Here is a 26,889-nt window from a genome sequence, read left to right as displayed (position 1 = left end):
TTGGGAGGGGGACACATGCGCATCGACATCATTGACACCGACGCCGGCTTCGAGGCGGTTCGGGAAAACTGGGAATCGGTGTTCATGGCCGATCCCCATGCCCGGCATTTTCTCTCCTGGGGCTGGCTGCGCGATTACATGCCGCGCCGCAGGCGCTGGTTCGTTCTGGCTCTGAGGGAACGTTCGGAAGGCTCGCCCTATGTGGCGTTTTTTCCGCTGCGCATCGTCACCGAACCCGACAAGAAAACCGGCCGCTTTCACGACAGCATCGTCATGGCCGGCAATGCTGCCGCGGATTATACTGGTTTCATCACCCTGCCGGACTATGAAGATCACGCCGTCGCCGGTTTCTGCGCCTATATAAGACAACAGAACTGGACCGAGCTGAAACTCGATTATCTTTCAGGCCCGCCGGAACGGCGCGATGCCATGATCAGGGCGCTTCAGGGCCCGCTCGTCATGTTCCGCGACAATATGCCGACCAACCCCTACAACATCAACAATTGCATCTGCCCGGTGGTGACCCTGCCGGACACGTTTGACGGGTATCTTGAAAGCCACATGAGCAGCCAGACCCGGCAAAAGCTCAGGCGTTTCATGAGAAAGGTCGAGGGCGGGGACGAATATCGCATCAGCTTCGCGACGAAAGACACCATCAAGCGGGACATGGACATCCTCTTCGATTTCTGGCGCATCCGCTGGGCGCCGCATAAGGGCAGGGAACGCACCGAGCTCCTGATCGGCGCGACCCGCCAGATGCTGATGGATGTCTATATTCGCGGTGATCTAGAGGTACCTGTGCTGTGGTTCGGCGACCAGCCGCTTGGCGCACTCGCCAACATAATCGATCGCCGGAAAAAATCTGTAATGTTCTACATCACCGGCCGCGACGAGAACTGGAAGACGCCTTCCCCCGGTCTCGTGCTGCACGGGCACTGCATCCGGAGGGCAATCGAGCAGGGTTTCAAGACCTACGACTTCCTGCGTGGCAACGAGCCCTATAAATATTTCTTCGGGCCGGAGGAGCAGAAGCTGAGCTGCACGCTGTTTCGCACCCGCTCGGGTGATAATCTCGGCGGCACGCTTCACCCGCGCAGTATCCGATTTGTCTACGAACAGGGACTCAAATTTTACAAGGCGGGCAGGAAGGCTGCCGCAAGCATCGCCTTCAGCCAGGTGCTTGCCGCAGCGCCCGGTCATTCCGGTGCCCAATTCGGGCTGGCCAACCTGTCTCTTGATCGGGGCGAGTTCCGGGAGGCGGAAATCGCCTTCCTGGCGCTTCTCGCCAGCGGCCAGGACCCGGTTCTGCTTTGGCTCCGCATCGGTGAGGCACGGCTGGCGCAACAGCATTATCACGAGGCATCCGAGGCCTTCCGCCAGGTCACCAATCGCGCGCCGTTCCACCGCGAAGCGCTCTACAAATGCGCCGTTGCTCTCATCGCCGCCGAAAGAAAGATGGAAGGTGCCGAAATCCTTGAAAGATTGCAGCATTATCATTCGGACGAGGCCCAACATCTCGAATATGCGGAGAAGGCGCGGGCCGCGCTTGCGCGGCTGGAACTGACGAAAACAAAGATCCCACTCCCTGCCGATGTCATCCCGCTCACCGTCAAACCGAAAACGGCGGGCAAGCGCTGGCACCCGCCAAAGGTTTTGCATTGAAGACAATGATCTGTAAGTTGCGGCAGCAAAACGCCGACCGACCTGCAGGGAATTTTGATGTTTCTGACAAATAAGGACATGCTCGATCTCATTGAGCTTCGCCACGATTTGCATCGCCATCCGGAAATTTCCGGAGAGGAGAAAGAAACCGCCCGCCGCGTCCATGCCTTTCTTGAGCAGGCACCACCTGACCGGCTTCTTGCCGGCCTCGGCGGCCATGGCGTGGCGGCTGTCTATGACAGCGGCAGAAGCGGCCCCTCGGTTCTGATCCGCTCGGAAATCGACGCGCTGCCTATCCACGAAAAGGGTGAAGTTGAATATCGTTCGAGCGTCGATGGAAAAGGCCATCTGTGCGGTCACGACGGCCACTCCACCATTCTGACGGCACTGGCGCTTGGCCTTGCCCGCCAGCGGCCGGAGACAGGACGGGTCATTCTTCTCTTTCAGCCGGCGGAGGAAACCGGTGCGGGCGCAGCCGCCGTTATTGCCGATCCCCGCTTTACGGAGATAAAACCGGACTATTCATTTTCACTTCACAACCTCCCCGGCCTGCCCTTCGGCCATGTCAGCGTGGTGGAAGGGCCGGTCAATTGCGCATCGCGCGGCATCAAAATCACATTAGCGGGCAAGACGGCACATGCCTCCTCACCGGAACACGGCATTTCCCCCATGCGGGCGATTGCCAGGCTGATGCCGTCCCTGAGCGATCTCGGTTCCGGTTTTCCGCCGGCACCGGATTTTTCGATGGTGACGATCACCCACGCGATCATGGGGGAAGCGGCCTTCGGCATTTCCCCGGCTGACGCGGAAATCTGGGCGACACTCAGAACGCTGACCGACGACCGGATGGAAAACCTGTGCAACGCCGCGGAGACGCTCGCAAAAAGGGTGGCAGACGAAGAGAGGCTGGCGCTCGATATCACCTATGACGATATTTTCCTGCATTGCGAAAACGCCCCGGACGCCGTCGATCATATCCGGCAGGCGCTGGACGACGAGAAAATCTCCCACGGTTCCCAAGGTCTGCCCATGCGCGCTTCCGAGGATTTCGGCCGTTTCCGTGGCGTCTCGTCGTCGGCGATGTTCTTTCTCGGCGCGGGCCGGGACTATCCCAATCTGCACAACCCCGATTACGACTTTCCGGACGCACTGATCGGTATCGGTGCGCGCATCTTCATGCGCCTCATTCGTAATCTCACTGGCGGGAAATAAGCCGTGGCCGGCTGCACGCCGGCCGCTGTCAACCGCCTTGCGGACCGTTGCTCGGCCGGGCGGCGCGCACTGCCGCGAGCCCCCTGATGCCATCGCGATTACCGATGGAGGCGAGGCTTTCGAATATCTGGGCGGCTTCCCCATAACGGCGCATGGCGAGATAGGAGTAACCGCGCAGCACCATTAGATCAGCACGCTCGTCAGCCAGCCGAGCCCGCTGGTCGAGGAGCAGAAGCGTTTCGGCATAACGTTTCGACTGGAAGGCGGAAACCGCGCGATCGGCAAGGATCGAAACCTGGAGCTCCGTGGCTCGCGGACGATCCATGCGCGATTTCGTCGCCGAGACCGCAGCATGATCCGTCAGCCCCATGCGCAGATAGGCGAGGCTCTGACCATAGGCCGCATCGCTTTTGACACTCGACTGACCGCCGGCAATGGCGGCTTCAAAGGCTTTCAGCGCCTCGGCCGGTCTGTTCGTCTCCATCAGGCACCAGCCGAGATCGAGCGCCTGCTGGGGCGGCAATCGCTGCGGATCAGGATAGGCGGCACAAGAGCGTGGACGCGAAGCCGTGTTGTTTGCTCTTTGCGCTGGCGAAGACAGTCTCGCCTGCTTGCGTGACGGTTCAGGCGCCTGGACGACGGGTTGAACATAGGCCACCGTCCCTCCCTGCGCCGTCTGAGGCACGGGCGCTGTCTGCTGCGGGGCGGTGGCGAGAGGCGGCGCGGTTACCGCCACGGCCGGCTGGCCGGACTGATCCACCATGCGTGCGGTACCCACATCGGCAATACGCTGCGACCGACTTGCCCATTGCTGCTGAATGCCCCGCAGGCCAGCGAGGTTGCGCAGGTCATGATAGCTCAGTGCCACGCCATAGGCAGACGGCTCATCATCCGCTTTCCAGCCAAGCGCAGTGCTGAACCATTGCAAGGCGAGCTGGCTCTGACGGAACGCAAGCGAATACCAGCCGAACTGTTGTGCCGTCGCCGCGTCCTTGCGCGCGACGGTTTCCGCTGCAATGCGCTGCAATACATCCGGCGGCAGCACCACGGGCGGCTCGAGCGCGAGAAGATTGGCGGTTGCGGCAAGATAGGTTGCGAGCGCATCGTCAGATGTCGCGCGCCATTTGTACATGACGTCCTCGGCTTCACGCGGCTCGTTGCGGTCGATCAGCGCCAGCGCCAGCCCTTGCGAGGCCGACGCGCTGTCCTCTTCCTCTCGCGCCTTGCGGAACCACTTTTCGGCCTCCGACATATTTTTCTGGCGAATATTGTACCAGCCGAGCAGCAGCGCGTCGCTAGCGAGCTTTTCCGTTTCGGCAAGCCGTTCAAGCCGGATCAGATAGGCAGAAGGGACGGTGATCCCCTCTTTTTCTCCTGCCTTCGCCACGAACTGGCGCGCGAGATCGTTCTTGACCGGCTCGAATTCCAGCTGTCCATCGGCGCCGGGCTTTTCCTTGGCCAGAAGCTCACCCATCATTTCCGCCGGCAGCAGCGCGGATGCCTTTTGCACGGTGGCGAGCCTGTCACTTGCGACAGTGCAATTGTTGAGAATGTAGAGATAGGCGTCGCGCGCCCGTGCCATCCTGTCCGTATTGGCAAAGGCATCGGCAACCCGCCACAGAACGTCGACCTCGCTGCAGGTCAGCAGACCGGAATTATTGGCGGCCGTATCCACCACCGTCGCATATTGCTTGAGGTCAGACGCGTTGATGAGGCGCTGACGCGCCTCGGCCAGAGACAGCATGCCGGTCAGGTTGTCCGGCGGCTGCCAGCCAGGTTCTGTCTGCTGGCGGTCGGCAATCGCCTTCCTGACCTCGGCATAACGGCCATCGGTATAAAGCTGCCACATGGCATCGAGCTTTGCATCGCCATTTTCCGGAACAGCAAGCGGATCAGCCGGTGGTGTCCAGTTTGGATAAAGCGTGCGAAGTCTCGCGATTTCGGCCTGAAGGCGTTGCGTATCGCCTCTCGCGGCGAAATAGCGTAATGCACTGAGATCGACTTCCGGCATATCACCCGACGCCGGCTCCGCCACGCGCGCGGCAGGCGCCTGCGCCGTCTGTGTTGGCGCTGTCTGGGCGCCGGTCTGTGGCACCGGTCGCGGCTCGGTTGCCGGCACCGTTACCGGCGGTGTCGAGGACTGCGCTAACTGCGCCATCTCGCGATTCTTGACGAAAGCGTTGATTTGCGCCGGATTTGCCGCAGGAGATATCCGCTGCGCGGCGCGATTGTCCCCCACCGCGGAGGTGTGAACGTCCGACACGCGACCGAGAATGCTGTCACGCCAGTGGAAGGCTGCAAGCGCGACTAGAAGCAGGATGAGGGCGGAAGTCGATAGAGGCTTGTTCATCGGCATTCCCCGTTATTCCTTGCCAGAAACGACAATGCCAGAAGGTGCAATGTGGAAGGATAATAAAGTGTTGGCTGAAAGCTCTTCAGTTCTTCCGGAACGGCGACCCCGCCTGCGACACAGGCCGCAAGCGCCGGAATGATGCGATAGCCGGGGTCCGACAGCACATCCTTGACCGCTCCGCTCTTCAGATCGAAAGTGCCAGCCGCACCGCTTTCCAGCGTCATGCCGTTCTTCAGCCGGTTGAGCAGCTCGGGCGAGCCCATATTCGCCCGAGAGAGATAAAGCGGAATGCGCACCGCATTGTAACCGAACTCCAGCGGGAAACCCGATGCCGGCTGGGCTCGCGTCCGCACCGATACCCAGTCGGCCGGTAGTTTCCTCTCGCCAAAGGCAAAGGCACCAATCTGCGTCACCCCGTCATCGGCTACCGCTTTCCAGAGCGGCGACGGCGCGACGAGATTGAGAACCGGGAAGGCCTCGAATATCAGATACGACGGATTGACCACCGGACCGTCATCCCGGTCCCCCTCGCCAAAACCGGTTGCAGCCGGCAGGAGCAACGTACGCCCTGCGCGCTGAACCACGGTTTTTTTGAGGATGGCGGATGCCATGGCCGTGGATGCCTCGGCGTAATCCTGCCGATTCCATTGCCCGGCAGCCAGCGCCAGCGCATAGGCGATCAGGATATCGCCATCCGTAGCGTTGTTGATATCGGTCACATGCGGACGTGTGCGCGGATCCCATTTCCAGGCGGACAGTCCGTCATCCCGCACCAGCAGTTCGGTGCGTGTGAAACTCCAGATCAGCTCGAAGTCGGCGAGGCTGTCGGACAATACCGCAAGCCACATGCCATAACCCTGACCCTCGCTGTGGCTGATATTGCCGTTGCCCGTATCGATAATGCGGCCACCGGGATCGAGAAACGCACTCTTATAGGCCGACCATGCCTCCGGCGGGATCGACGCGGTGCGGCCCGCTGAAACGGCTGTCAGCAACGTCATGATGGAAAGGACGACAACACCGGCCAGTTTCGAAATTCCGCTCTTCATCGATGTCGCCCCATCATGCGCAGCATGGCGAACGTCGCGAGACCGAGGAGCGACACGAAACCAATGAAGGCCAATGAATAGGAGAGAACGTTAGAAGACAGCCAGTTTGCCGCAATCAGCCTGAAGTTCGAGAAGGAAAATGGCCGCGTGCTATAAAGATATGGCCGTTCCACTTCGACGGTCTCGATTTTTTCAGCACCTGCGTCGTAAGCGGCGACACGCCCCGTGACGCCACCCCACCGGTTTTCACGCGTCATCGCCGCCATGCCCTCCAAAAGCTCTCCCGAACTTGGCGCGGTTGCAAGCGTCCAAACCCCTTCACCTGAAGGGCTGAGGCCCTGGGCCAGCATGAAGGAAACATTGGCAGGCGGCGCATAGGGCTGCTCGGCTGCAGGCAGGAAGCGCAATGTATCCGAACTCAGGTCGAAGTTGCGCTTCATCCATTCCTCAAAGGATGAAACCTGTCCTTCCCAGATGCCGCCGTCGACACGTTCACGCCAGTCATTAAAGAGGTTTTCACTGTTTTGCGCAGGCTGCTGAACACCGGCTCCCACTTTCCAGGAGATCTGGCTGGAGGGAACGAGGTTGAACTGGCTGATCAAAGCCTGCGGAAATTGTGAGATCGTACCAACGAACAACGCGTCCCGGTCGCCGATCACCAGTGGCGACGCGACGGTCTCAATGTCGATCGGATGCCCCGCCACGCTCGCCAGCCGGCTGATGAGCGTGGCCGCCGCCGACATCGTGTCCGTGTCAAAACGATCAAGAGACAGGGCGACGGGAGTAGTTCCAGTGCGGTAGGGCTGCCCGGCGCCAGCCATAGCAGCGAGATCGGGTTTGCGACCAATCTGCGCATAGTCCGGAATATGAATTTCCGATGTGTCGAACAATGCAAAACGGGGCGTTGCGCTCGCTGGCGCACCCGGTGCGCAGGCCTGATCCTGCGCCGTCATCAACACCGCTTCGATAGTCACCTTGTTCGGACCGGGCTTGAAGTGCCGCATTGTCACGTTGATCGGCAGATGTCTGAAAATACCCCCGCCATTATTGGAGATAGGCACGGTGGAGGCGATCTGGTCATTGACATAGATGTCGACATGGCTGCCGGGCAACACCTGCGAAGAGTAGGCTGCGTCCAGGAGAAGCGACGCTTCGCCATAGGCCGACGCATAAAAATCGGCGGGCATGCCGATGTAAAATTCATTGCGGAAACGCCGGCCGCTGAACTCGCTGCTTTCGATACCGAGTTCCGAAAGCGCGATCCGACGGTCCGACATGATCAGTGGCACATCGGGTGCGTGCCAGCTGCGCGTCGAAAAAGTGGCTCGCTGAGCGCCCGGTGTTCGCGAGATCGAGGAAAACAGTGTCTCTATCGCCGCTTGCACCGCCTGGGGGGTCGGACCGGTGACGAGAAGCGGCGACGCTCCGCCCGCGACGGCGCTGCCGAAGCCTGCGAAAGCGCCCGCTGATGCTTCAGGTGGCAAAGTTCCGGCCATGCCGGCGATTTCCCGAGCCGTGCCGACGAGGACCGAAAGCGTTCCCGCTTTCCTTTCGACGGGAGGGGCCGTCACAAAACGGACCGTCTGGTTCGGCATCTGGGTTCTGAGCGCCAGCGCCTGCGAAAGACGCAGGAGAGAATCCGCAAATGCCGGATTGCCGAGCGCCGGTGCCACGATTTCGATCGACGTCGTCGCCTTGCCATCAGGTCCGGTCGCCTGGATGTCGTCGATGTTGGCGAAACTGCCTGCAACATCGGCGTTAAAGCCTATGAAGGTATTTGCCGGATCGACATCGGTCCATAGATCATAAGTGGACTGGATCGTGCAATCTGTTCTGTGGCGCTGCTGCACCCCGAGCGACACGACATTCGCGCCGACCTGAAGGACACCGGGCGGAATTTTGAGGGAAATATTCCCCTGACTGTCCGGCGCCTCGATACGCGCTGCACCAAGCCCGACATTGTTCACGCTGACCTGAAAGTTCGAGCTTTCCGGAGCAACAACGATCGCGTTCTGATAACCGACATTCAGCGATACGGCTGCATTCACCTGCTCTGGCGTCAGATAGATACTCCATTGCCGCCGGTCCATTTCGCCCGAAAGGCTGAGCTTTTCATAGGGAAGGATATAGCGGCGGCGGCCATCGGCTGAAGAAGACGAGGCGCGCATGGAACCGGGTGAGACGCTTTCCCGGCGCGCGGGCACGGTCACTGGGGGAACCGGCGGCGGTTGGGCCGTCACGTCTGGGGAAGGCGCAGGCTTAGCCGCGAAGGGTGGCGGAACAGGTGGCTGCACCGGCGTCGGGACCTCCGGCTCGCGACGCGGTTCCACCGGAGAAATGGCGGGCGGCTCCGCGGGCTTTGGCGCGGTCTGGGCCGGCCTCTCCGGCGACATGTCGAAGGGGGATGACTGCGCAATGGCGCTCGTCGCGACTGCACCCCAGATCATCACTGTCAGCGACTGCCTGATAGGTCCGCGGCCGGTCATTTTACGGCTCCAGCAGGCTTGACGGCCTTGGAACCCGGCCGCAACGCGCGCGCAAGATAAAAGAGACCACGCTGCGTCTGGAAGAGCGATATTGCCAGGAAGGTCGCCGTACCGCGAATGAGGCCGGGGTTCCTGCGTCGAACACGCTGAAATTCGCTCCATTGCTCGGAATTGGCAAAAATCAGATCGGCTATAAGGCGGTGATCGACGGCCCGTTGTGGGGAGAAGGTGCAGCCGATCGAAATGAACCCCTCGCCTCTCACCGTCCGAACAATATTGAGAGGCATCGTTTCCGGAACGCCCTCGCTGTGGGGTTTGACCCTGACGATCGCAGTCTCGCCTTTTTCGACCGTGGTTGCGTTATCGAATAGATTGATGAGCAGACCGTGGACGGAAACATTGTCGATGGAGGCCGGCACCCAGGTGTCGCTGCCCTCAAGCTTGACCTCGCAGCGCCGCTTCACGGTGATGCGCCGCGAGGCGGACTTGTCGCCGCGTTCAGAAACCACCCCCAGCGCGCAACCGGCGAAGATGAGGTTCAGCAGGTTCCAGCCGCCGACCACGAGCGTGACATCCGCCTTGTAGGGCTCGCTGTAGATACGCCAGACGGCAAAGATCATCGCCACCACCAGCAATCCGAAAATCACGAAGAACGGCCGGCTGATTTCCGAGAGTCGCGCCTCAGCGATGGATTCATCCTTCGCCGTGACCTTGAAGGTTGGCTTGCCCGGATTGAAGATCACTGAAACGACGGCGGGCAGGAGGTGAACCGTCTGCACATATTCGTAGAGTTCCGATATCCACGGCCAGCGGAAACTGCCGTAGAGATAGTTCTGCATCATGAGGTTCACGAGCATGTAGGCCGCCGTATAGGCTAGAAACTCGCCGCCCGAGGCCACAAATATCTGCAGGTCGAAGAAAAGATAGAACAGCGGCGCAAACAGGAAGATCGTGCGCGGAAACGGAAATAGCCAGAACAGCGTCGAGGACATGTAGCAGAGGCGCTGTGTGAATGTGAGGCCACGCTTGAACAGGGGCTGACGGAAAATCAGGATCTGCATCATGCCCTGTGCCCAGCGGCTGCGCTGACCGATGAAGCTTGCGAAAGTGGCCGGCTGCAACCCGGCAATCAGGGGCTTGTCCACATAGATGCTGTTCCAGCCGCGGGAATGCAGTGCGAGGGCCGTTTCACAATCTTCCGTGATGCTGACACCGCTGAAACCTTCGGTATCCTGCAGGGCCTCGCGCCGCAGTACGGCGGCGGAACCGCAGAAGAAGGCGCCGTTCCACTTGTCGAGGCCGCGCTGGATGATGCCGTAAAACATCTCATTTTCGCTCGGCATCGTCTCGAAGGTTCGCAGATTGCGCTCGATCGGATCGGGATTGACGAAGAAATGCGGCGTCTGCACCAGGAACAGCCGCGGGTCTTCTTCGAAATAACCAACGGTTTCCAGCAGAAAGTCGCGCGCGGGCGCGTGGTCGGCGTCGAAGACCGTGACGAGTTCCCCAGTCGAATGGGCAAGGCCGTTATTGAGATTTCCGGCCTTGGCGTGGACATTGCGCTCGCGCGTCAGATAACGCACGTCTAGGTCTTCGCAGAGCTTCTTCAGCTCTTCATGGCGGCGCTGCGCGGTCTGCGCTTCGACAATATTGGCGGCATTGCGCTTCTGCACCGAGCCGCCATCGTCCAGCAGCCAGACCGTGAAGCGGTCTGCCGGATAATCCATGTTCTTGGCCGCCGCCAGCGTATTGGCCAGAAGCTCCGCATCCTCGTTGTAACTGGGCACGAAGACATCCACTGTCGGACGGTATGTGGGCGAGCCGGGCCTGGTCTTGCGCGACGGCAGCGGCATGGACACGATGACAAGACTGAGCGCCAGCATCACCACGCTATACATTTCCGCCAGATAGAGCAGAAAACCGGGAATGAAGTTCTCAAGCTGATTGACGGGCGGCAACGTGCTTGTCGTGCGCCAGTAGACGTAACGGAGCACGATGGCCGTACCGAAACCGAGGGCCACCAGCCGCCAGACCCCCTGCCCGTTGAAGCCCTTGATCGTTGCGAGGAGAATAAGCGAGATTGCCGTTGCGACCAGGTGGGTCTGCAAGCTGACCGGCATCGTGATGATGGCCAGAACGCAAAGCGACACAAGCAACCAGACAATGATTGTGATGGCCTTGTTCATCCAGAAACTTTCCGTTCTCGTCCCCATCCGGAATTTCGACCCGGAATCTCCGCTCTCGTCCCCGCCATCATCTGCATCCCTGGCCCGCCCCCGAACCGGAAAGGCACGATGGCGAGGGAATGGACACCTGCGGTACGCGCGATGATTGCTGTTCGCCTGTGACTGCCCCACCGCCGGCGGCGCGCGGGGCCGTCACCGCAGGCTGACCCGACGCACCCGCCGATACCGGCGAAGGAATGTTAACTGCTGCAACGGGCGGCAGCGGCTGTTGTTCCGGCTGGACCGGGGCAGTGGCCGCCGCACGACGAACCGGCCGGACCGGCACGCTGGCGGTCACCTCGCCACCGGGTCGCATCGGCACCTCTTCCGACTTTATCGGGTAGACCGGATTGCCGGGACGGCCGAGATTTTTGTCCACCGCCTGCGGCGTGCCGTAGGGGTTCCAGCTTGGCGAGGCATAAGTCCCGGTGATGGTATAATTATACATCACCGCCAGAAGCCGCTCGACGCTTGCGCCGGATTGACAGAGGCGTAGCCGCACCTTGATGCGCCCCAGATTGCGGAAATCCTGCCGCATGCTTTCGGGGGAACGTATATCCTGCCAACCATAAAGGCAGGTATCCTCACCACGTCCCTTGCCAGCGGCATAGGAAAACGCGCCGTAACTGTTCTGCAGGTAATTTGCCGACATGGCGATGGTTTCACCGGGAAATTCCGCACGGATTTCCCGTGCGAGGGAGGAAGCCCTGAAACCGGTGAACGCCAGGGAATCGAAATCTGTATCGCCCGCCTGCTGCGGACCGAAGAACTCCGCCTTGAGATAATTCTGTCCCGGCGTAGCAGCCTCGGAACGCAATATGACCTGCTGCGCCACGGCGTTGGAATAAGTACGGCTGACGACGGTAACGATTTCGGGACCGCCAGGCGGCGGAAAAATCAGCGCTTCGGAGGGTGACAGAAGCTGCGTCCCGCCGAACGACCGAACGCCCGCGGGAGTATTGCAGCCAGAAAGAACCGCAATGGAAAACAGCAATGAAGTATAGGCAGAAAATTTCACTGCCCTTCGCCCCTTTTTTTCCCCGACGCCGCCCAGATTAAAAGGAAACCGAATCACCAATGACCAGACCATTGTTACGAAATACGTGAGGACTGCGAATAAGCAATCGCAAATTTCCATTGTAATTTCTGATAGTTTATGGCGTGCGAATCGCTTTTTCGCTGCCATTGGCGAAGGGCAAAAAGGTGGAACCAATCACGCCGCTGCGGGTTGGCTTTGCGTCAGATCGATAATTTTGCGGTTGCAGCGCAATATGCCACATGGTCTATTTGCCTCCATAGTTACGTATTTTTATTGATCTCAATTTATTCAACTGTAAAAACAGAGAGTTACCGCATGACCGTGCAATTTCCGAGTATCGCGCAGACACTTGCCGAGGAGATCGGAACATTACGCAAATGGCTGGATGAGGACGCCCTGCCATTGTGGTGGGAGGCGGGGTCAGCCCGGCCGGATGGCGGCTTTTACGAGCGTCTCGGTCAGGATGCGAAACCGGTTTTTTCCGATGACCGCCGCGCCCGCGTCCAGCCGCGCCAGGCTTATTGTTATGCCGCCGCCGGCCAGCATGGCTGGCACGGACCCTGGAAAGACGCAGTGTTGCACGGGCTGTCCTGGTTCGAGAAGGTCTATCGCCTTGAAAACGGCCTTTACGGCAACCTGGCCGACCAGACCGGAAAACTGATCGACCCCTCCTTCGATCTCTACAACCAGGCTTTTGCGCTTTTCGCCGCAGCACAGACAGCTGCGATCCTTCCCGAGCGGAGGAATGAGATGCGCAGCCGCGCGCTCGAAATCCTTGCCATTCTCGAGCGCGACTACAGACATCCCATCGCCGGCTTCGAGGAGGCGAACCCGCCGCGCACTCCGCTTTGCTCCAATCCGCATATGCATCTTTTCGAAGCGATGCTGGCCTGGGAAGAACAGGATCGTGACGGCCCGTGGTCGGCGCTGGCGGACGAGATTGCCGGCCTCGCACTTTCCCGCTTCATCGATGACGGCAATGGCGGCCTGCGCGAATTCTTCGCCCATGACTGGACGCCCTACGAGGGGGAGAAGGGCCGGATCATGGAGCCGGGCCACCAGTTCGAATGGGCCTGGCTTCTGGTGCGCTGGGGCAGCCTGCGTGGAAACGAAGAAGCGATCAGGAAGGCAAAACGCCTGTTCGAGATCGGCGAGGCCTACGGCATCTGCCCGCGCCGGAAGGTGGCGGTAATGAGCCTTTACGACGATTTTTCGATGCGTGACGGGCTTGCGCGACTATGGCCGCAGACGGAATGGCTGAAGGCGGCGGTGCGGCTTGCCAGTGTGACTGATGGCGAGGAGCGGCAGCGTTACCTTGCCTCTGGTCTGAGCGCCATCGGCGCGCTGCAGCCTTTCCTTGACACGCCGGTCAAGGGCCTGTGGTTCGACAAATGGCCGGCGGACCGGCCGATGCTCGACGAACCAGCGCCGGCAAGCACGTTTTATCACATCGTCTGCGCCATCTATGAGGCCGAGGCGGTGCTGGCAGCAGGGTGAGGAACGTCACTTACCGGGCGAGCGGCATCGCCGCTCGCCGGTTTTGATACCGGTCAAACCTTGGCCGGACGCACCACGCGCCAGTCAGGTCTGCCGAGATTGTGCGGCCAGGCATGAACGTCCTTGTCATTGAAGTAGACGACTTCTTCCAGCTTTGGAAAATCCGCCTGTTTCAGCGTCACGTCGTTCATCCACGGGCGAACATAGGAATCGCTGCCTTCATAACCCAGTTCTGCGACCCAGACTGGTTTGTCGAAGGTCTCGACGAGTCCGTAGCCCTTGCGCAGCAGATCCGTGAAGGTCTTCGGCGCGCCATATTCGATCTTGTCGTAATCTTCGAGACCGAACACCGACAGACCGACCAGATCGGCGTAATTGTCACCGGGATAATAGGCCCGCAAACCATCCAGACCTTTCGGCGACCACATCACTTTCACACCGGGAACAGCCTTGCGCGTCATATCCACCACGCGCTTGTAGGCGGTGATGTAATCACGCGGGTTCCAGCCCGACCACGAGAAGCGGCCGGTCGTGTCTTCCATTTCCTGCCCCCAGCGCAGGATCAGCGGGCTCTTCATGGCCGACATGCGTGCGGCGATCGCCTGCATGTTCTTATCGTAATCGCCACTCAGAACCTTGCGGCGCAACTCGTCTGAAGAGAGGCGCCAGTTGACGTCCCACGACCAGGGTTCGACCGTGATCATCACATTGCGCTTGCGCTCCAGGGCGTAGGCATCCGCAAGTGCGAGACTATCGAGATCCACGTCTTCCCAGGGCAAGAACAGGTGTTCCGTCGCCACCCCGGACTGGCCGGTGAAATCGCCGTGCGGATCATATGCGCCGAAACGTATTCCGTCCGCATGCAATGTCGGTCTTTTGTCGGCAAGCGTCTTCATGCCCGTCGAGGTCATGGGGGCGACCCCTTGCGCGTCGAGCTTGAGCACCGGATACATTCCGGCGGTAAAGGCTGCGGCGGCACCACTCGCGAACAGAAGTGTTCGTCTTGTTATCTGCATGACACCTTACTCCTTACCTTGTTGCCGTCATCGCCTTGTCGTAGGCGGCGATCTGCGGCGTGACATCGTCCTTGCGGACGAGCTTGAGGAATTCATCGCCAGGGCGGGGCGGATTGTGCCGGAACACGTACCATTGCCCGCCCTGTTTGCGCTGGTAGAGCACCTTGCCGATGCGGCCATGGTCGAAGCAGGTATCGGCCTTGCCGCTTCCCGCCTCGGCTTTCCAGGTGGCGCGCATGCACAATGTGCCATTGGCATCGACAGTCCAGCGGCCTTCACCGATGGACTTCTTGCCCTTTTCTTCCGTTGCAGCGATGAATTTACGGCCGTCGGCGATGAAGCGCCCGCCGCCCGTATCCCATTTCCAGGTCTTGTCGAAATACATCTCCACGACCTCGCTGGTTCTGAGCGGCTTCGGCGTCTTCGTGCCGCCTGCAGCATGGACGACGCTTGGCGCGACCACCGCAAGACAGAGTACGAAAGCGGAGAATCCGCATGTGCTTATTGTTGTTTTCATCACAGCCTCCTCCTTCATTGTCCGACCCTATTGTCGGCCAGCATGATCTCTCCGGTTGCCACCGCTGGCGGCGGCGCAACGATTGGTTCTGCCTGCATTTCCTGCGGCCCGCGCAGTCCAGGCAGTGCAATGCGCAGTTTCAGACGCACCGACCTTGCACCTTCCGCGCCCGCGCCTGCGACCGTGAACCGTGTTTCGGTAAAACTGATATAGGGTTGTCCATGCGAGAGAGCTTCCAGCCCACCAATCGCATGGGAGCTGAGCTCCGCAGCACTTCCCGCCACCAGCAGCAAGGAACAGGCGGCAGCACTCGCTCCACCGCGCAGGGCCGGCAGCTTCGGCAAACCGTTTTCCACTGCATGGCGGATGAGCAGAAACACCGACAGGCCCGCATAGATCGCCACATTGATGGCAGCGAAGATAAAGAACCCCTCCGCGCCGTTTTGGCGCGGCGCCAGAACCATGGCAAGAAGGCTGAGCGCCGCGAGGACCATGTATGGTGCGACTACCCGCAGCGGCAGCGGCGGTTTTGCCTGCGTGCCCTTGGGTGTGATGCGGAAATCGACGAAATCGCCACGGATCGTGTCACGTACGGCGGCCAGCACACCCATAAGCGACCATGGCCAGCGCAGGAACAGGAACACCATGGCCTCCCAGCTGAAAAGCTTCGCATCATGCGGACGGAACGCGCCCGTGGCCCGCCAGAAGAAAGCAAACACGATCATGATCAGCGAAACCGGAAGGAAATGCGCCAGAAACGCCGGATAGGATGCGTTGACCAGCACATGGCCTCTCACCAGCGCCACGGCCGGAAGCACGAACATCAGAGCCATGAAGCCGGAGAACAGCGGATACCAGAGTTGCGAAAACAGGAACTGGAACTTCAGTCGCGCGGGCAGCTTCGGCACGTAATGCCGTGAATACTGCAGCAGAATGGTCATAAGGCTGCGCGACCACTGGAACTCCTGAACGATGAGATCGGCAAAGGTCACCGGCCCGTCGCCATGGGCGATAGCATTGACGGCGTGGACGCCGCGCCAGCCGCCGGCATTCATCAAAAGCGTGGTGGAATGATCTTCGGCAAGCTCCGGCCCGAGGCCGCCCACCTCCCGAAGAGCCTTCGTGCGCACGGCGTAATGCGAGCCGATGCAAAGCGGCGCCCAGCCATTATTGTATCCCAGCTGGAGCGCACCATGCAGGCTTGCCTCGGCATAAAGCCTTCCGCGTGCGGCCCAGCTTTCATTGGCATTGGCGTCGCAAATGCTTGGGGCGGACACATATCCAATCCTCGGATCGGCAAAGGGACGGATTACCTCGCTCAGATAGTCGGGTTCCGGCACGTGATCCGCATCGAACTGGGCGACAAAATCATAACGCTCGTAACCGTAACGGTCGTAAAAATAGGCGAGATTGCCCTCTTTGCAGCGCGTGCGCCGCGGCCAGGTCTTGCGGTGATACTCGGCAATGCCCTGTCGGGTGGAAACGAAAACGCCGTGCGCGCCACACCATTTCAACGTTTCCGCATCCGGGGCTTCATCGGCAAGCCAGACGTCGAACTCCAGACCCTTCTGCTCCAGCATGGCCAGCAACGTCTTTTCCACCACCGCGAAAGGTTCCGACGGCGCTTTGGTGACCACCATCGCCACCCTGCCCCCCGGCAGAGGCGAGCGCCGGTCAACAACCCTCGCGTTGAGAAATATGAAGATGAAATAGGATGGCAGAAGCGTGATCCACGCCAGCGCCAACGTGACCACGGAGTAGTAGGGCCAGTCGATGACGCGATCTCGATCGAGCCACCAGATCCAGAAATGGGCGAGCGTCACCAGCCAGCCACCGATGCCAAGCAGGTAGGCAAGGCGGTTCCAGCCTGTAAAGATCGGCAGCATCCGCAACACGCCTGCAGCGGCGCGGGGGGATGCGACGGAGGGCGTGGAGCGCATCGTCATGACAGCACCTCCAGTCCAAAACCGGGACCGGCCGTGCGGATGATAGTGTCTATATCGGAGCGCCTGGGCGCAAAGCCGAGCGTCTGCCTTGCGCGTTCTATATCGGCAAAGAGCGCCGGAGGGTCTCCTGCGCGCCGTGCGCCAAAATGAACAGGGACTTCCTGCCCCGTCACGCGATGGATTGCCCGAATGATGTCACCGACCGATGTGCCGTGACCAGAGCCGAGATTGACACGCAACGTCTCGCCGCCATCGGCAAGATAGTTGACGGCGGCGACATGGGCATCGGCCAGGTCACTGACATGGATATAATCGCGAATGCAGGTACCGTCACTGGTATCGTAATCGGCACCGAACACATCGAGTTGCGGCAGCCTTGCGGCAGCGGCCATCAGCGCACGGGGAATCAGATGCGTCTCCGGTTCATGACGTTCGCAAAGCTCGCCATCCGGGTCCGCACCGGCGGCATTGAAATAACGCAGTGCAACGAAACGCAGACCATAGGCCGCGGCATAATCGTCTAGCGCCATCTCGAAGATCAGCTTGGTGCGGCCGTAAGGATTGACCGGCGTCTGTGCCGTCTCCTCACTGATGGGCAGTTGCGGCGGCACGCCATAGGTGGCGCAACTGGACGAAAACACCAGTCCGCCGATATTCTGGTCAAGACAGGCGTCCAGCAGCGAAAGACTGCCGCCGACATTGTTGCGGTAGTATTTGCGTGGATCCTCGACGGACTCGCCGACATAAGCGTTGGCGGCACAATGAATAACGAAGGCTGGCGAGAATTCCTGGAGCGTGGCTTTCAGGAGACCACGATCCAGAATGTCGCCTTCGATAAAGGGACCCCAGCGGACCGAATCCGCGTGACCGGTCGATAGATTGTCATAAGCTATGGGCTTGAAGCCGGATTGCGCCAGCGCCTTGCAGATGTGGCTGCCTATGAATCCGGCCCCGCCCGTGACGAGGATTGTGCGGGGCATCTCATACGGCCTCCGCCACTTTCCGGCCCGCCAGCAACGCATCGAAATAGACGATCGTTCTTTCAAGGCCGATTTCGAGCGGTACACGCGGCTGCCATTTCAGCAGCTCGTTTGCCCGCGAAATATCCGGACGACGCTGATGCGGATCATCGATCGCGGCAGGCAGATGGACGATGCGCGAGCGAGAACCTGTCATCCGGATAACAATGTCGGCCAGCTGCCGCACGGGAATTTCTGTGGGATTACCGAGATTGATCGGCCCGGTGCAGTCTTTCGGTTTGGCCGAGAAGCGCAGGAAGCCATCGATCAGGTCATCGACATAGCAGAAAGAACGGGTCTGGCTGCCATCACCGTAAATGGTGATGTCGTCCCCCTTCAGCGCCTGAACGATGAAGTTCGAAACCACACGGCCGTCGTCAGGGCGCATACGCGGCCCGTAAGTGTTGAAAATGCGTCCGACCTTGATATCGACACCGAAAGTGCGGTGATAATCGAAAAACAGCGTTTCCGCGCTGCGTTTCCCTTCATCGTAGCAGGCGCGCGGCCCGATTGTATTTACATTGCCGAAATAGGTTTCCGGTTGCGGATTGACGTGGGGATCGCCATAGACTTCCGAGGTCGAGGACTGCACCACGGTAGCACCGCATCTGCGCGCGACTTCCAGCACATTGACTGCGCCGAGTACATTGGTGAGAAGGGTACCGACGGGATCGCGCTGATAATCAGGCGGCGAAGCCGGAGAGGCAAAGTTGAAGATCAGCGAAACATCGATGTCATAGGGTTTGCGCACATCGTGCTCGACCATCAGAAACCGCTTATTGTTCCGCAAATGCTCCACATTCGCGGTACGGCCGGTCGAAAGATCATCGAGACAGATCACCTCGTGACCGCTGCTCAGCAACCGCTCGCAGAGATGGGAGCCCAGGAAACCGGCGCCACCATTAACGAGTACCCGTTGCCCGGGTTTCCAATCTGAGTAAATGGTAACGCCGTTATCATGTTCGTTGGGAACGAAATTACGCATAACACACACCTCCCCACGGTGAATCAGCACAGCCGATTCAACTAAGTGAATTAAACTCTCCATTTGACGCTATCTGAATATCATCCCTCTATTTTTTCTTCTTCCTGAGGTTTTAATATTCACATCCGATAAATTTCCACTTTCATGATAAGCGCAGGCAAAAACAGGTCAACTTCAATTTATCGAAATATTACAATTGAGTACCCAAAATTACTCAAAATAGCCCTTTGATTTAATACTTTTTAACTACGCCTCCATTATGCCTTTCTTATTGAGCATTAGCGCAAGCTTCGCTCAACCAGTCGGGGCTATCCTGGTTTTGTAAGGCTCGGTCCACCGGGAACAAAAGCGCCCGGCGAGATGCGACAGACAGTCGATTTCAGGGGACACACATGATGAATGAAATGCCTTATTTCCGTGGCGGCAAAACAGTCCGTCAATGTCGTCTTGCGCTCGTTGCCGGCGCACTTTTGACTTTCACTTTCGCGACCGCTTCATGCTCCGTCGTCGAAGACGCCGTTCTCACAACCGCATCGGCCAGCCCGACTACGATCAAGAGCCGCGTCACGCCGGCGAAGGCGGCCTATGGCTATCAAAAAACCGGCAACGCAGCCGTTACGCTTGTTGCAGATGCTTCGGACACACCGGCAGTTTCGCGACCTTCCTATTCGGGCTCTTCTCCCTATATCTGCTCGCCGAGCGGATTTGGGCAAAAGTCCCGCTGCTTCCTAAGGCCCTGAGCCTCCTGCATAACGTCCGGGCTGCCTCTGGCAGCCCGACGCTCAGTTCTTCCAGCCGGAGAACGTCGCGCCTTCATCCTTGCTGAAGAAACGCGACGCCGCCTCCGTGCGGTTGCGAACGTTCATCTTCTTGTAGATGTTGCGAACGTGGACCTTCACCGTGTTCTCGGACAGATGAAGCCGGTCGGCAATGATTTTGTTCTGCGTACCCTTGCATAACAGGTCGAGGATTTGCACCTCACGCGTCGTCAGCGTCGCCATGTCGCTCCTGCTCTCGGCGAGGGCATCGGCACGGTTGGCGATGACAGGGCTGTTCCGCACGCTTTTACCACCGACTGCGGTGGGATAGGGCGTAAGCTTGCCTAGAAGGGCCGCCGGGAAATGCTCCCCGCCCTTCATGAGCAGGTCGACCGCCGCCATGAAGACGTCGAGCCGGAGATTAAGCGGCAGCACACCATCGATGATGCGCATTCCCACCAGCCGCTTCAGTGGCTCTTCAATTTTGTCGATCGTCTCCACGACGAGCGCAATCGGCGCTTCAGGATGTTTTTCACGGATCGCCGACAATACACTATTAAGCCGCTCACCCGCCAGGCGATAGGGCAATACGAGCCGGACGTCGGCGCCGTAATCATCATCAATCGTTGCCGACGATGTCACGCTTACCACGGAGAATGTAGGGAACTTTTTGCCCAACGCCTCCATGAGGCACTCGGAAAACAGGTCCGGATCCGCTACGATCAACAAAGTTCCATTTATATGTGTAACGGCGTTTTTTTGTTTTGCCGCATAATCTGACGTTCCCATGAACATTGACGCCTCCCTCAAGCGCTTACGCATTACTTTCTTTTGGTTGCGCAGTCTTTCATCCGCCCGGCGACCCACCCCTTAAAACTTGGAGGCGATTCTCCGCTTCATGTCATGTCAACTATTATTAATCACCCGTTAATTCGTAAACGCTAATACGAAAAGCTGCGCAAATAAATGGCCCAAACGGGTTATTTTTTACAATTGACATACAAAATAGGTTAAGCCGGATCAGAATCAGTGATCCCGGAACCTGCGTAAAAACAAATATATCGGAAAAGCTTTCGTGCTGGTTTTGCGTTCCGACGAAATGTAACTTCCAGTTGATATCGCTCAACATAGCTCGCCTGCTGCACATGCCAAAGCCTGTGCCTTTTCGGGATGGGGACCTCTCTCCACCGAAATAAACCATGTTTCACGAAACAGCCGCTCTGCCCTGCCGAAGCGGCGTTTTTTTCGAGAATGAACCGGCGAACGATGCGCAGGACAACCGCTTGCGACGTATATATCCGGGTGGAACGCCGATAGGTTTAGCCCAAATTGATATCTAGGAAGCGCAATTTTTCTGCGGCACAGTCTAACCGTCGCTGAACGGCGGCTGATGGAAAGACACTCCCGGCCTTGACGTGTGTTTGAGAGCGCCGGACCCTTTTCAAGAAAACATGCAAGCGAAAAGACGAAGCCACCGCGCTCCCCTGCTGGAGCGAGGAACGGATTTGTGCGCCCTTTTTTACCGAGTAGCGCACAAGGGCTGAACAAAAAGAGCCCGTCCACGGGCCAATACCGAACCGCAGATGATGCGTAACCGAGTCCATCTGCAAAACATCAATCTTCATGCTATCCGGAGCAAGCGCGAAAAAATCCCATTTGAGATGAGAGGGATTTCGAAAGCTGCTCCGAGCTTTTTCGGAGGAAATCGAAATGGGTTATGATCATAAATCCGCTGGCAGCGACGACGATATCACCAAGATCGGCGCGCTTTCCGATGGTTTTGCCAACACGTCTACCAATGACGCCAAGGTGGAAGACAGCAACGTCGGCACCGCGAACGGTGAAAACCGCAACAACGACAATAGCGACAACAGCACCAATGTGGATGTTGATGCCAAGATCGATGTTGCAGTCGGCAATGGTGACAATCGCGATAACGACTATGACTGGAGCTATGACAGCAAGTCGTACAGCGATAACGACACGACGACCAAGACGAGCACCGAAACCAGCACCGAAATCAAGACCGATTACGACTGGAGCTATGAAAGCAAGTCGTACAGCGACAACGACACCAACGTGAAGACGATTACGGATACGGACAACAAGACGTTCTCCTATTCCGACAACGACACCTCCACCAAGGTCTCGACAACCACCGACAGCTTCAACTCCTCGGACAGTTTCTACAAGTCGGATGACGACTTCGGCAACATCACGGGCGTCAAGGATGTCGGCAATCTCGGCATCGCCGGCGGAGACCTCACCTTCAATCTGGGTGACGACTTCTCCTTTACCCTGGATGTCGACAGCATCCTCAACGACTCGCTCAACGGTGACGGCAACGACACGGGCTTCAGCCTCGTGCAGGCCAACCACCTGGCGGATCAGGATGAGGCGTACGACATCAAGATGCAGAACGGTGGCGCCGAAAACCACCTGAGCGCCAATGCAGGCGACGCCTATGGCGCAGAAGGCATCGACGGCAAGGGATGGGATCTCAAGGCCGGCGACGACGCAGCGGGCACCAGCACGGCCGATGCATCGGCAATCCTTGCAAATTCCGGCTTCCATCTGGAGCTGGTGCAGGGCGCCAACATGCTCTCCAATGCCGTTGACGTCACGGTCACAGGGGGCAACTCCAGTGTCTCGGACGTCGGTGAGGATCACTCCTGACAACCATCTCTTGACGAAAAGAGCTGCACCGGCGTCCGCCGGTGCAGTTTGCGGTTCATGGACAGGCCTGGCGACAGAGAAGCACCGCTTCCAAGACGTGTGCCGCCCGCCATCTGTGACGTGCCGCAATGATCGGGGAGGGACCTCCAATGCATATTGACAAGATTTCAGACATGATCGCGCATTTCATCGGCCTGTTCGACACGATGGCCGAAGAAGCACGTCTGCGAAACAACTATAGTGAAGGCCCCGCACGTTCCGGGCCTGAGCAACTGCCGGAAGAGGAAGCAGCAAGGCTGCTCGACAAGAACTATGACGTTGCACTTCAGGACTACGATCCTGGCGTCAAGTACCATGCCGGCTATTACGACTTCGATTATCTGCCGCCGCATTTCGCACGCACGGTCGAACATGACATGCAGCAGTTTGCGAATTCGATACCGGTCGATATTTCCGCTGCGAATTTCCGCTTTCCAGGTCGCCTTTCCTTCGAGGACGAACGTGAGCTGGTAATTCATACCGGCCCAGGCTCGGTTGTCGCCCATATCGCGCAGGTGAATATTCTTCAGGACGATGATTATCTGAATATGACGGACGGCCCCAACGTGGCCCGCGACACCAGCTTCGTCACTGAACGTACAGTCGAATTCTACAACGAAGCGTCCGTCTTCACCCCTTTTTCCGGTTTCCAGCGCACCGACAGCTATGATGCGCTGCAGGCTCTCGCCAAGACCGCGCATGATTATATCGAGCACGCCCGAGACAACGACGTTACCTCACTCGGGACCGGCGCAGATCAGGATTTCGTCCTGGCCGGCAACGACATCAATGGTCTTTATATCAATGGCGTTGCCGCCGCTGAGAAGCCGGCGCTGGACGACTACATGCCGGATCGCGGCATTGCCAAGCCTCCGGAAGAACCGGAACGAAGTGACGTTGCGCTGCATGAAGAAAGTCCCGCCGGCAACAGTCTCGATGTGGCCGCAGGCGCCAATGTCGTCGCCAACGTCGCCACATTGGTCAACACCGCCGTCATGACCTCCGTCACCGCCGTAATGGGTGACTACCACCAGATCGATGCGATCACCCAGGCCTATATCTATAGCGACAGGGACGAAATCGCTTCCGTTTTCACCCGTTCCGAGGATCAGGCCGACACGGCCGCCTATAACATCGCCAACTTCGAACGCAGCGTTTTCCCCGGCGCGGAAAATACGGCGACGGAGAGCCCTGAAACCGGCGAAATGCCGATTTTCCCCACCGCGTGGCGCGTCAGCGTATTGGAGGGTGACGTTTCCTTCGTGCATTGGATCGAACAATACCAGTTCGTCAGCGACAACGACACGATGATGATCACGACATCCGGTGCGAGCGTCAGTCTTTTGACAGGGGGAAATGCCGCACTCAATATTGCGAATTTCCTCGGCATCGGAATGCAGTATGACCTCATCATCGTTGGCGGCAATGTGCTGGACATGAACCTCATCAGCCAGATCGCCGTGCTTTACGACAATGACTGGGCCCGCGCCAATCCCGATGCACCGGGAGGCGCCACTATTCAATCCGGCAACAATCTCCTTTGGAATGATGCCTCCATCTATAACGTCGGGTCCAACGACCGTTTCGAAACGATGCCCGACTACATGGCGCAGACGGTGTCCGCGATCAATGAGCGCGATCCGAACATGCCGGATGCACTTGCGCATGACAGCAATTTTGCCGGCTATCAGGGACTGAACGTGCTCTACATCACCGGCAATCTCTACGATGTCAGCATCATCAAGCAGGTGAGTGTGCTCGGCGATTCCGACGACGTTACCCAGGCCGCTGCCAAGGTGCTCGAAAACAACGAGAATACCGACGTCCATATCGATACCGGCAGCAATGCCGTCATCAATCTCGCGCAGATCATTGATTACGACAGCTTCGGTTCCACCACCTATGTTGCCGGCGGCGTTTATTCCGACGCCATTCTGATACAGGGCGGCATCATCGAAAACGATACGTCGCAGCCGGCGCAACCGGGCCAACTTGCCAACGAGGTCATCGCCTTTCTTCACGACGATCCCGCCACCATCGAAAACGAATCCGACGGCGTCATCAATGCCGGGCACGACCTGTCGTGGTCCAATGCTCACTCATCCGACGTCATGCAAGCGGTCACCGCGTAGGTTTTGCCGGCGGTAGTTCCGCCTGCGTAACCGCAAAAGCCGCAAGATCACCGAGGGGACCGATAAAAATGGATCATATTTCAAGAAGAACGATTGCGGATGGACGCTCGCTGGATTTACCGCTGGATCAGGACGCGGAAGACAGCAAGCTGACAGACGCCTGTATCTCAGCCATCAATGAAGCCGTAGAGAACCTTCGCCAGTTGTCGGGTGCGGAACAGATCGCTAGGGCAACCCCGCCCTCTCCGGAGGTGGCCCCACCGCCCTCGCCTACGACTCCGCAATCCGGCACATTGCGGGATATGCCAGCGGGAAACCCCGCACCACAGCAGGAGCCACACCCCGCGTCGCGACCTGCCCCCAAAGCCAAGATCGACAATGCAGAACTGAAGAGCGCGCCCGACCTCCCCTTCGTCAAGACTATCGACAACAATGACGGTCCGATCCGTGAAACCGAACGCCGCCCGGCGACGGGCGGTGGCGGCGATGGCAAGGAGCCAACGGGCAATGGCGGCGGTGGCGGCGGCGGTGGCAGCAGCCAGAGCGGCTTTCATAAACGCAGCGAACCCATCAATTTCGCTGCAAGCCTTGCCAAGGGCATCGCCGCGGTACGCCGCAACATGATTGTGGTGATGCTGTTCACCGTCGCCATCAACGTCCTGCTTCTCGCCATACCCCTTTATCTGTTTCAGATTTCGGACCGCGTGCTGACGAGCCGCTCGATGGATACGCTCGTGATGCTGACGGTCGCGGTTCTCGGAGCGGTACTGCTGCAGGCTTTCATGGATGCCATCCGCCGCTTCATCCTGATGCGTACCGCTGTGGAGCTCGAGGTCCAGCTCGGCGCTCCCATCCTGTCTGCCGCCGCACGAGCCTCCCTGCATGGCAGCGGCAAGGATTACCAGATATTGCAGGATTTACAGCAATTGCGCTCATTCCTCACCTCGGGAACCCTTATCGCTTTTCTCGATGCGCCGCTGATGCCGCTCTTCATCGTGGTGGTTTATCTGGTCCATCCGCATCTCGGTATTATCATCATGGTCTGCTGCGCCGTGCTGTTCACCATCGCCTGGCTGAACCAGCGCTTCACCGCACGGCAATTCTCCGAAGCCTCGGGTTATCTGAGCCGCGCCAATTTCCATCTCGATTCCATGTCGCGCAATTCGCAGATCATCAACGCGCTCGCCATGATCCCCGAAGCGGTAAAAATGTGGGGCCGCGAAACGGCGGGCTCGCTGAAATCGCATGTGGCCGCACAGGATCGAAACATCATGTTCTCTGGCGTGTCCAAGGCCGCGCGTATGATCACACAGGTTGCGCTTCTCGGCTGGGGCGCGCATCTTTCGCTCTCCGGCGAGCTGACAGGCGGGATGGTGATTGCGGCCTCCATCGTCTCGGGCCGTGCGCTCGCGCCCATTGAAGGAGCGATCGAGGGCTGGCACCAGTTCAACAAATCGGCCGCCTCCTATGGCCGCATCAAGCAGCTCCTCATCAGCTCACCGCTCAATTTCCCGCGCCTGCGCCTTCCCAATCCGGAAGGACGCCTGGATGTTGAGCGCATTCTCTTCGTACCGCCGCCGCAGAAGAAAGTGATCCTGAACGGTATCTCTTTTTCGCTGAAAAAGGGTGAATCGCTTGCCATCATCGGCAATTCCGGCTCCGGCAAGACGACACTTGGCAAAATGCTGGTCGGCTCCATCCTGCCTACATCGGGCAATGTCCGTCTCGATCTCATGGACCTGCGCAACTGGGACCAGCGGCAGTTCGGGGAAAGCATCGGTTATCTGCCGCAGGACGTGCAATTGTTCCCGGGCACCATCAAAGCCAATATCTGCCGCATGCGCGACGATATAGAGGACAGGCAAATCTATGAGGCCGCAGTTCTGGCCGACGTTCACGAGTTGATTGCCGGTTTCCCGCAGGGTTATGAAACCGTGGTCGCCGCCGATGGCGCACCACTTTCCGGCGGGCAGAAACAGCGTATCGCACTTGCTCGGGCCTTCTTCGGCGACCCCAAATTCGTGGTACTGGACGAACCGAACTCAAATCTCGACACCCAGGGTGAGCAGGCCCTGGCCAAGGCTCTGCTGCACGCCAAAAGACAGGGCATCACCACTGTCACAATCACCCAGCGGCCGGCGCTTCTGCAATGCGTCGACAAGATCATGGTGCTGAAGGACGGGTCGGTCGCCATGTTCGGCGAAAGGATGGACGTGCTGAAAGCGCTCTCCGGCAATGGCCGCCAGGCCAGCCAGTCCCCGCAGATCGAGGGTTGAGG

At 58.9% G+C, this 26,889-nt stretch carries 18 protein-coding genes; 7 read left to right on the top strand and 11 right to left on the bottom strand.

Annotated elements, in window-relative coordinates:
- Positions 1-15 precede the first annotated feature (15 nt).
- Positions 16-1,662 carry a GNAT family N-acetyltransferase gene (locus ACZ47E_RS17015; protein ID WP_034498218.1) on the top strand — a complete coding sequence of 549 codons (1,647 nt, stop codon included), beginning with the start codon at positions 16-18 and terminating at the stop codon, positions 1,660-1,662.
- A gap of 57 nt (positions 1,663-1,719) precedes the next feature.
- The gene (locus tag ACZ47E_RS17010; RefSeq protein ID WP_022563668.1) at positions 1,720-2,874 is read left to right on the top strand and encodes an amidohydrolase; all 1,155 of its coding nucleotides are present in this window, start codon (positions 1,720-1,722) and stop codon (positions 2,872-2,874) included.
- A 28-nt stretch (positions 2,875-2,902) separates the two neighbouring features.
- Here ACZ47E_RS17010 and ACZ47E_RS17005 read toward each other — a convergent pair whose 3' ends face one another.
- From ACZ47E_RS17005 to bcsN, 5 genes are all read right to left on the bottom strand, one after another.
- Positions 2,903-5,230: a cellulose synthase gene (locus ACZ47E_RS17005; RefSeq protein WP_162699254.1), complete on the bottom strand. Its 2,328-nt coding sequence runs from the start codon at positions 5,228-5,230 to the stop codon at positions 2,903-2,905.
- Entirely contained in the window at positions 5,221-6,276 is a 1,056-nt protein-coding gene (locus ACZ47E_RS17000; RefSeq protein WP_034498225.1) for a glycosyl hydrolase family 8, read from the bottom strand. Before ACZ47E_RS17000 ends, ACZ47E_RS17005 begins: the two co-directional genes overlap by 10 nt.
- Positions 6,273-8,762, bottom strand: coding sequence for a cellulose biosynthesis cyclic di-GMP-binding regulatory protein BcsB (locus ACZ47E_RS16995; RefSeq protein WP_034498227.1), 2,490 nt, complete (start codon positions 8,760-8,762; stop codon positions 6,273-6,275). Before ACZ47E_RS16995 ends, ACZ47E_RS17000 begins: the two co-directional genes overlap by 4 nt.
- A complete protein-coding gene (bcsA, locus tag ACZ47E_RS16990) occupies positions 8,759-10,948 on the bottom strand; it encodes a UDP-forming cellulose synthase catalytic subunit (RefSeq protein WP_108081212.1) in 2,190 nt (729 codons plus the stop codon). Before bcsA ends, ACZ47E_RS16995 begins: the two co-directional genes overlap by 4 nt.
- 67 nt (positions 10,949-11,015) lie before the next feature.
- Entirely contained in the window at positions 11,016-12,005 is a 990-nt protein-coding gene (bcsN, locus tag ACZ47E_RS16985) for a cellulose biosynthesis protein BcsN (RefSeq protein WP_162699255.1), read from the bottom strand.
- Positions 12,006-12,341: 336 nt separating this feature from the next.
- On the opposite strand from bcsN, the gene ACZ47E_RS16980 reads away from it, so the two are divergent.
- Positions 12,342-13,523, top strand: a complete 1,182-nt coding sequence (locus ACZ47E_RS16980) for an AGE family epimerase/isomerase (RefSeq protein ID WP_034498233.1) — start codon at positions 12,342-12,344, stop codon at positions 13,521-13,523.
- A 53-nt stretch (positions 13,524-13,576) separates the two neighbouring features.
- Here the strand turns inward: ACZ47E_RS16980 and ACZ47E_RS16975 are convergent, their stop codons facing one another.
- From ACZ47E_RS16975 to ACZ47E_RS16955, 5 genes are read right to left on the bottom strand one after another with little or no spacing between them, the layout of a single operon-like run.
- Entirely contained in the window at positions 13,577-14,539 is a 963-nt protein-coding gene (locus ACZ47E_RS16975) for a glycoside hydrolase family 26 protein (RefSeq protein WP_004438632.1), read from the bottom strand.
- A gap of 13 nt (positions 14,540-14,552) precedes the next feature.
- Complete coding sequence (locus ACZ47E_RS16970; RefSeq protein WP_034498547.1) at positions 14,553-15,056, bottom strand: DUF995 domain-containing protein; 504 nt, start codon at positions 15,054-15,056, stop codon at positions 14,553-14,555.
- 14 nt (positions 15,057-15,070) lie between these two features.
- Entirely contained in the window at positions 15,071-17,002 is a 1,932-nt protein-coding gene (locus ACZ47E_RS16965) for a glycosyltransferase family 2 protein (RefSeq protein ID WP_333898818.1), read from the bottom strand.
- On the bottom strand, positions 16,999-17,982 hold the full coding sequence (gene galE / locus ACZ47E_RS16960; RefSeq protein WP_022563658.1) for a UDP-glucose 4-epimerase GalE: 984 nt from the start codon (positions 17,980-17,982) through the stop codon (positions 16,999-17,001). Before galE ends, ACZ47E_RS16965 begins: the two co-directional genes overlap by 4 nt.
- Before the next feature lies 1 nt (position 17,983).
- Positions 17,984-19,006 carry a UDP-glucuronic acid decarboxylase family protein gene (locus ACZ47E_RS16955; RefSeq protein WP_108081210.1) on the bottom strand — a complete coding sequence of 341 codons (1,023 nt, stop codon included), beginning with the start codon at positions 19,004-19,006 and terminating at the stop codon, positions 17,984-17,986.
- Between the two features lie 392 nt (positions 19,007-19,398).
- Between ACZ47E_RS16955 and ACZ47E_RS16950 the strand changes: the two genes are divergently transcribed.
- The gene (locus ACZ47E_RS16950) at positions 19,399-19,746 is read left to right on the top strand and encodes a hypothetical protein (protein WP_006698574.1); all 348 of its coding nucleotides are present in this window, start codon (positions 19,399-19,401) and stop codon (positions 19,744-19,746) included.
- Between the two features lie 42 nt (positions 19,747-19,788).
- On the opposite strand, the gene ACZ47E_RS16945 is transcribed toward ACZ47E_RS16950, so the two are convergent.
- The gene (locus ACZ47E_RS16945) at positions 19,789-20,559 is read right to left on the bottom strand and encodes a helix-turn-helix domain-containing protein (protein WP_022563657.1); all 771 of its coding nucleotides are present in this window, start codon (positions 20,557-20,559) and stop codon (positions 19,789-19,791) included.
- Positions 20,560-21,474: 915 nt separating this feature from the next.
- On the opposite strand from ACZ47E_RS16945, the gene ACZ47E_RS16940 reads away from it, so the two are divergent.
- The 3 genes from ACZ47E_RS16940 to ACZ47E_RS16930 all read left to right on the top strand — a co-directional run bounded on the left by ACZ47E_RS16940 (position 21,475) and on the right by ACZ47E_RS16930 (position 26,887).
- Entirely contained in the window at positions 21,475-22,440 is a 966-nt protein-coding gene (locus ACZ47E_RS16940; RefSeq protein WP_006698576.1) for a hypothetical protein, read from the top strand.
- A gap of 149 nt (positions 22,441-22,589) precedes the next feature.
- Positions 22,590-24,611 (top strand): hypothetical protein, encoded by a 2,022-nt coding sequence (locus ACZ47E_RS16935; protein ID WP_037091123.1) that lies wholly within the window; start codon positions 22,590-22,592, stop codon positions 24,609-24,611.
- Positions 24,612-24,679: 68 nt separating this feature from the next.
- Positions 24,680-26,887: a type I secretion system permease/ATPase gene (locus ACZ47E_RS16930; protein WP_022563652.1), complete on the top strand. Its 2,208-nt coding sequence runs from the start codon at positions 24,680-24,682 to the stop codon at positions 26,885-26,887.
- The last annotated feature ends 2 nt before the right edge of the window (positions 26,888-26,889 follow it).

This window comes from Agrobacterium sp. 5Ca39, assembly GCF_055382365.1.
Note: the sequence above shows the minus strand (reverse complement) of the source record. Positions and strands in the feature narration are given on the sequence as shown.

Coding starts and splice junctions, on each gene's coding strand:
- ACZ47E_RS17015 (WP_034498218.1), top strand. CDS start 16: ATGCGCATCGACATCATTGACACCGACGCCGGCTTCGAGGCGGTTCGG.
- ACZ47E_RS17010 (WP_022563668.1), top strand. CDS start 1,720: ATGTTTCTGACAAATAAGGACATGCTCGATCTCATTGAGCTTCGCCAC.
- ACZ47E_RS17005 (WP_162699254.1), bottom strand. CDS start 5,230: ATGCCGATGAACAAGCCTCTATCGACTTCCGCCCTCATCCTGCTTCTA.
- ACZ47E_RS17000 (WP_034498225.1), bottom strand. CDS start 6,276: ATGAAGAGCGGAATTTCGAAACTGGCCGGTGTTGTCGTCCTTTCCATC.
- ACZ47E_RS16995 (WP_034498227.1), bottom strand. CDS start 8,762: ATGACCGGCCGCGGACCTATCAGGCAGTCGCTGACAGTGATGATCTGG.
- bcsA (WP_108081212.1), bottom strand. CDS start 10,948: ATGAACAAGGCCATCACAATCATTGTCTGGTTGCTTGTGTCGCTTTGC.
- ACZ47E_RS16980 (WP_034498233.1), top strand. CDS start 12,342: ATGACCGTGCAATTTCCGAGTATCGCGCAGACACTTGCCGAGGAGATC.
- ACZ47E_RS16975 (WP_004438632.1), bottom strand. CDS start 14,539: ATGCAGATAACAAGACGAACACTTCTGTTCGCGAGTGGTGCCGCCGCA.
- ACZ47E_RS16970 (WP_034498547.1), bottom strand. CDS start 15,056: ATGAAAACAACAATAAGCACATGCGGATTCTCCGCTTTCGTACTCTGT.
- ACZ47E_RS16965 (WP_333898818.1), bottom strand. CDS start 17,002: ATGACGATGCGCTCCACGCCCTCCGTCGCATCCCCCCGCGCCGCTGCA.
- galE (WP_022563658.1), bottom strand. CDS start 17,982: ATGCCCCGCACAATCCTCGTCACGGGCGGGGCCGGATTCATAGGCAGC.
- ACZ47E_RS16955 (WP_108081210.1), bottom strand. CDS start 19,006: ATGCGTAATTTCGTTCCCAACGAACATGATAACGGCGTTACCATTTAC.
- ACZ47E_RS16950 (WP_006698574.1), top strand. CDS start 19,399: ATGATGAATGAAATGCCTTATTTCCGTGGCGGCAAAACAGTCCGTCAA.
- ACZ47E_RS16945 (WP_022563657.1), bottom strand. CDS start 20,559: ATGTTCATGGGAACGTCAGATTATGCGGCAAAACAAAAAAACGCCGTT.
- ACZ47E_RS16940 (WP_006698576.1), top strand. CDS start 21,475: ATGGGTTATGATCATAAATCCGCTGGCAGCGACGACGATATCACCAAG.
- ACZ47E_RS16935 (WP_037091123.1), top strand. CDS start 22,590: ATGCATATTGACAAGATTTCAGACATGATCGCGCATTTCATCGGCCTG.
- ACZ47E_RS16930 (WP_022563652.1), top strand. CDS start 24,680: ATGGATCATATTTCAAGAAGAACGATTGCGGATGGACGCTCGCTGGAT.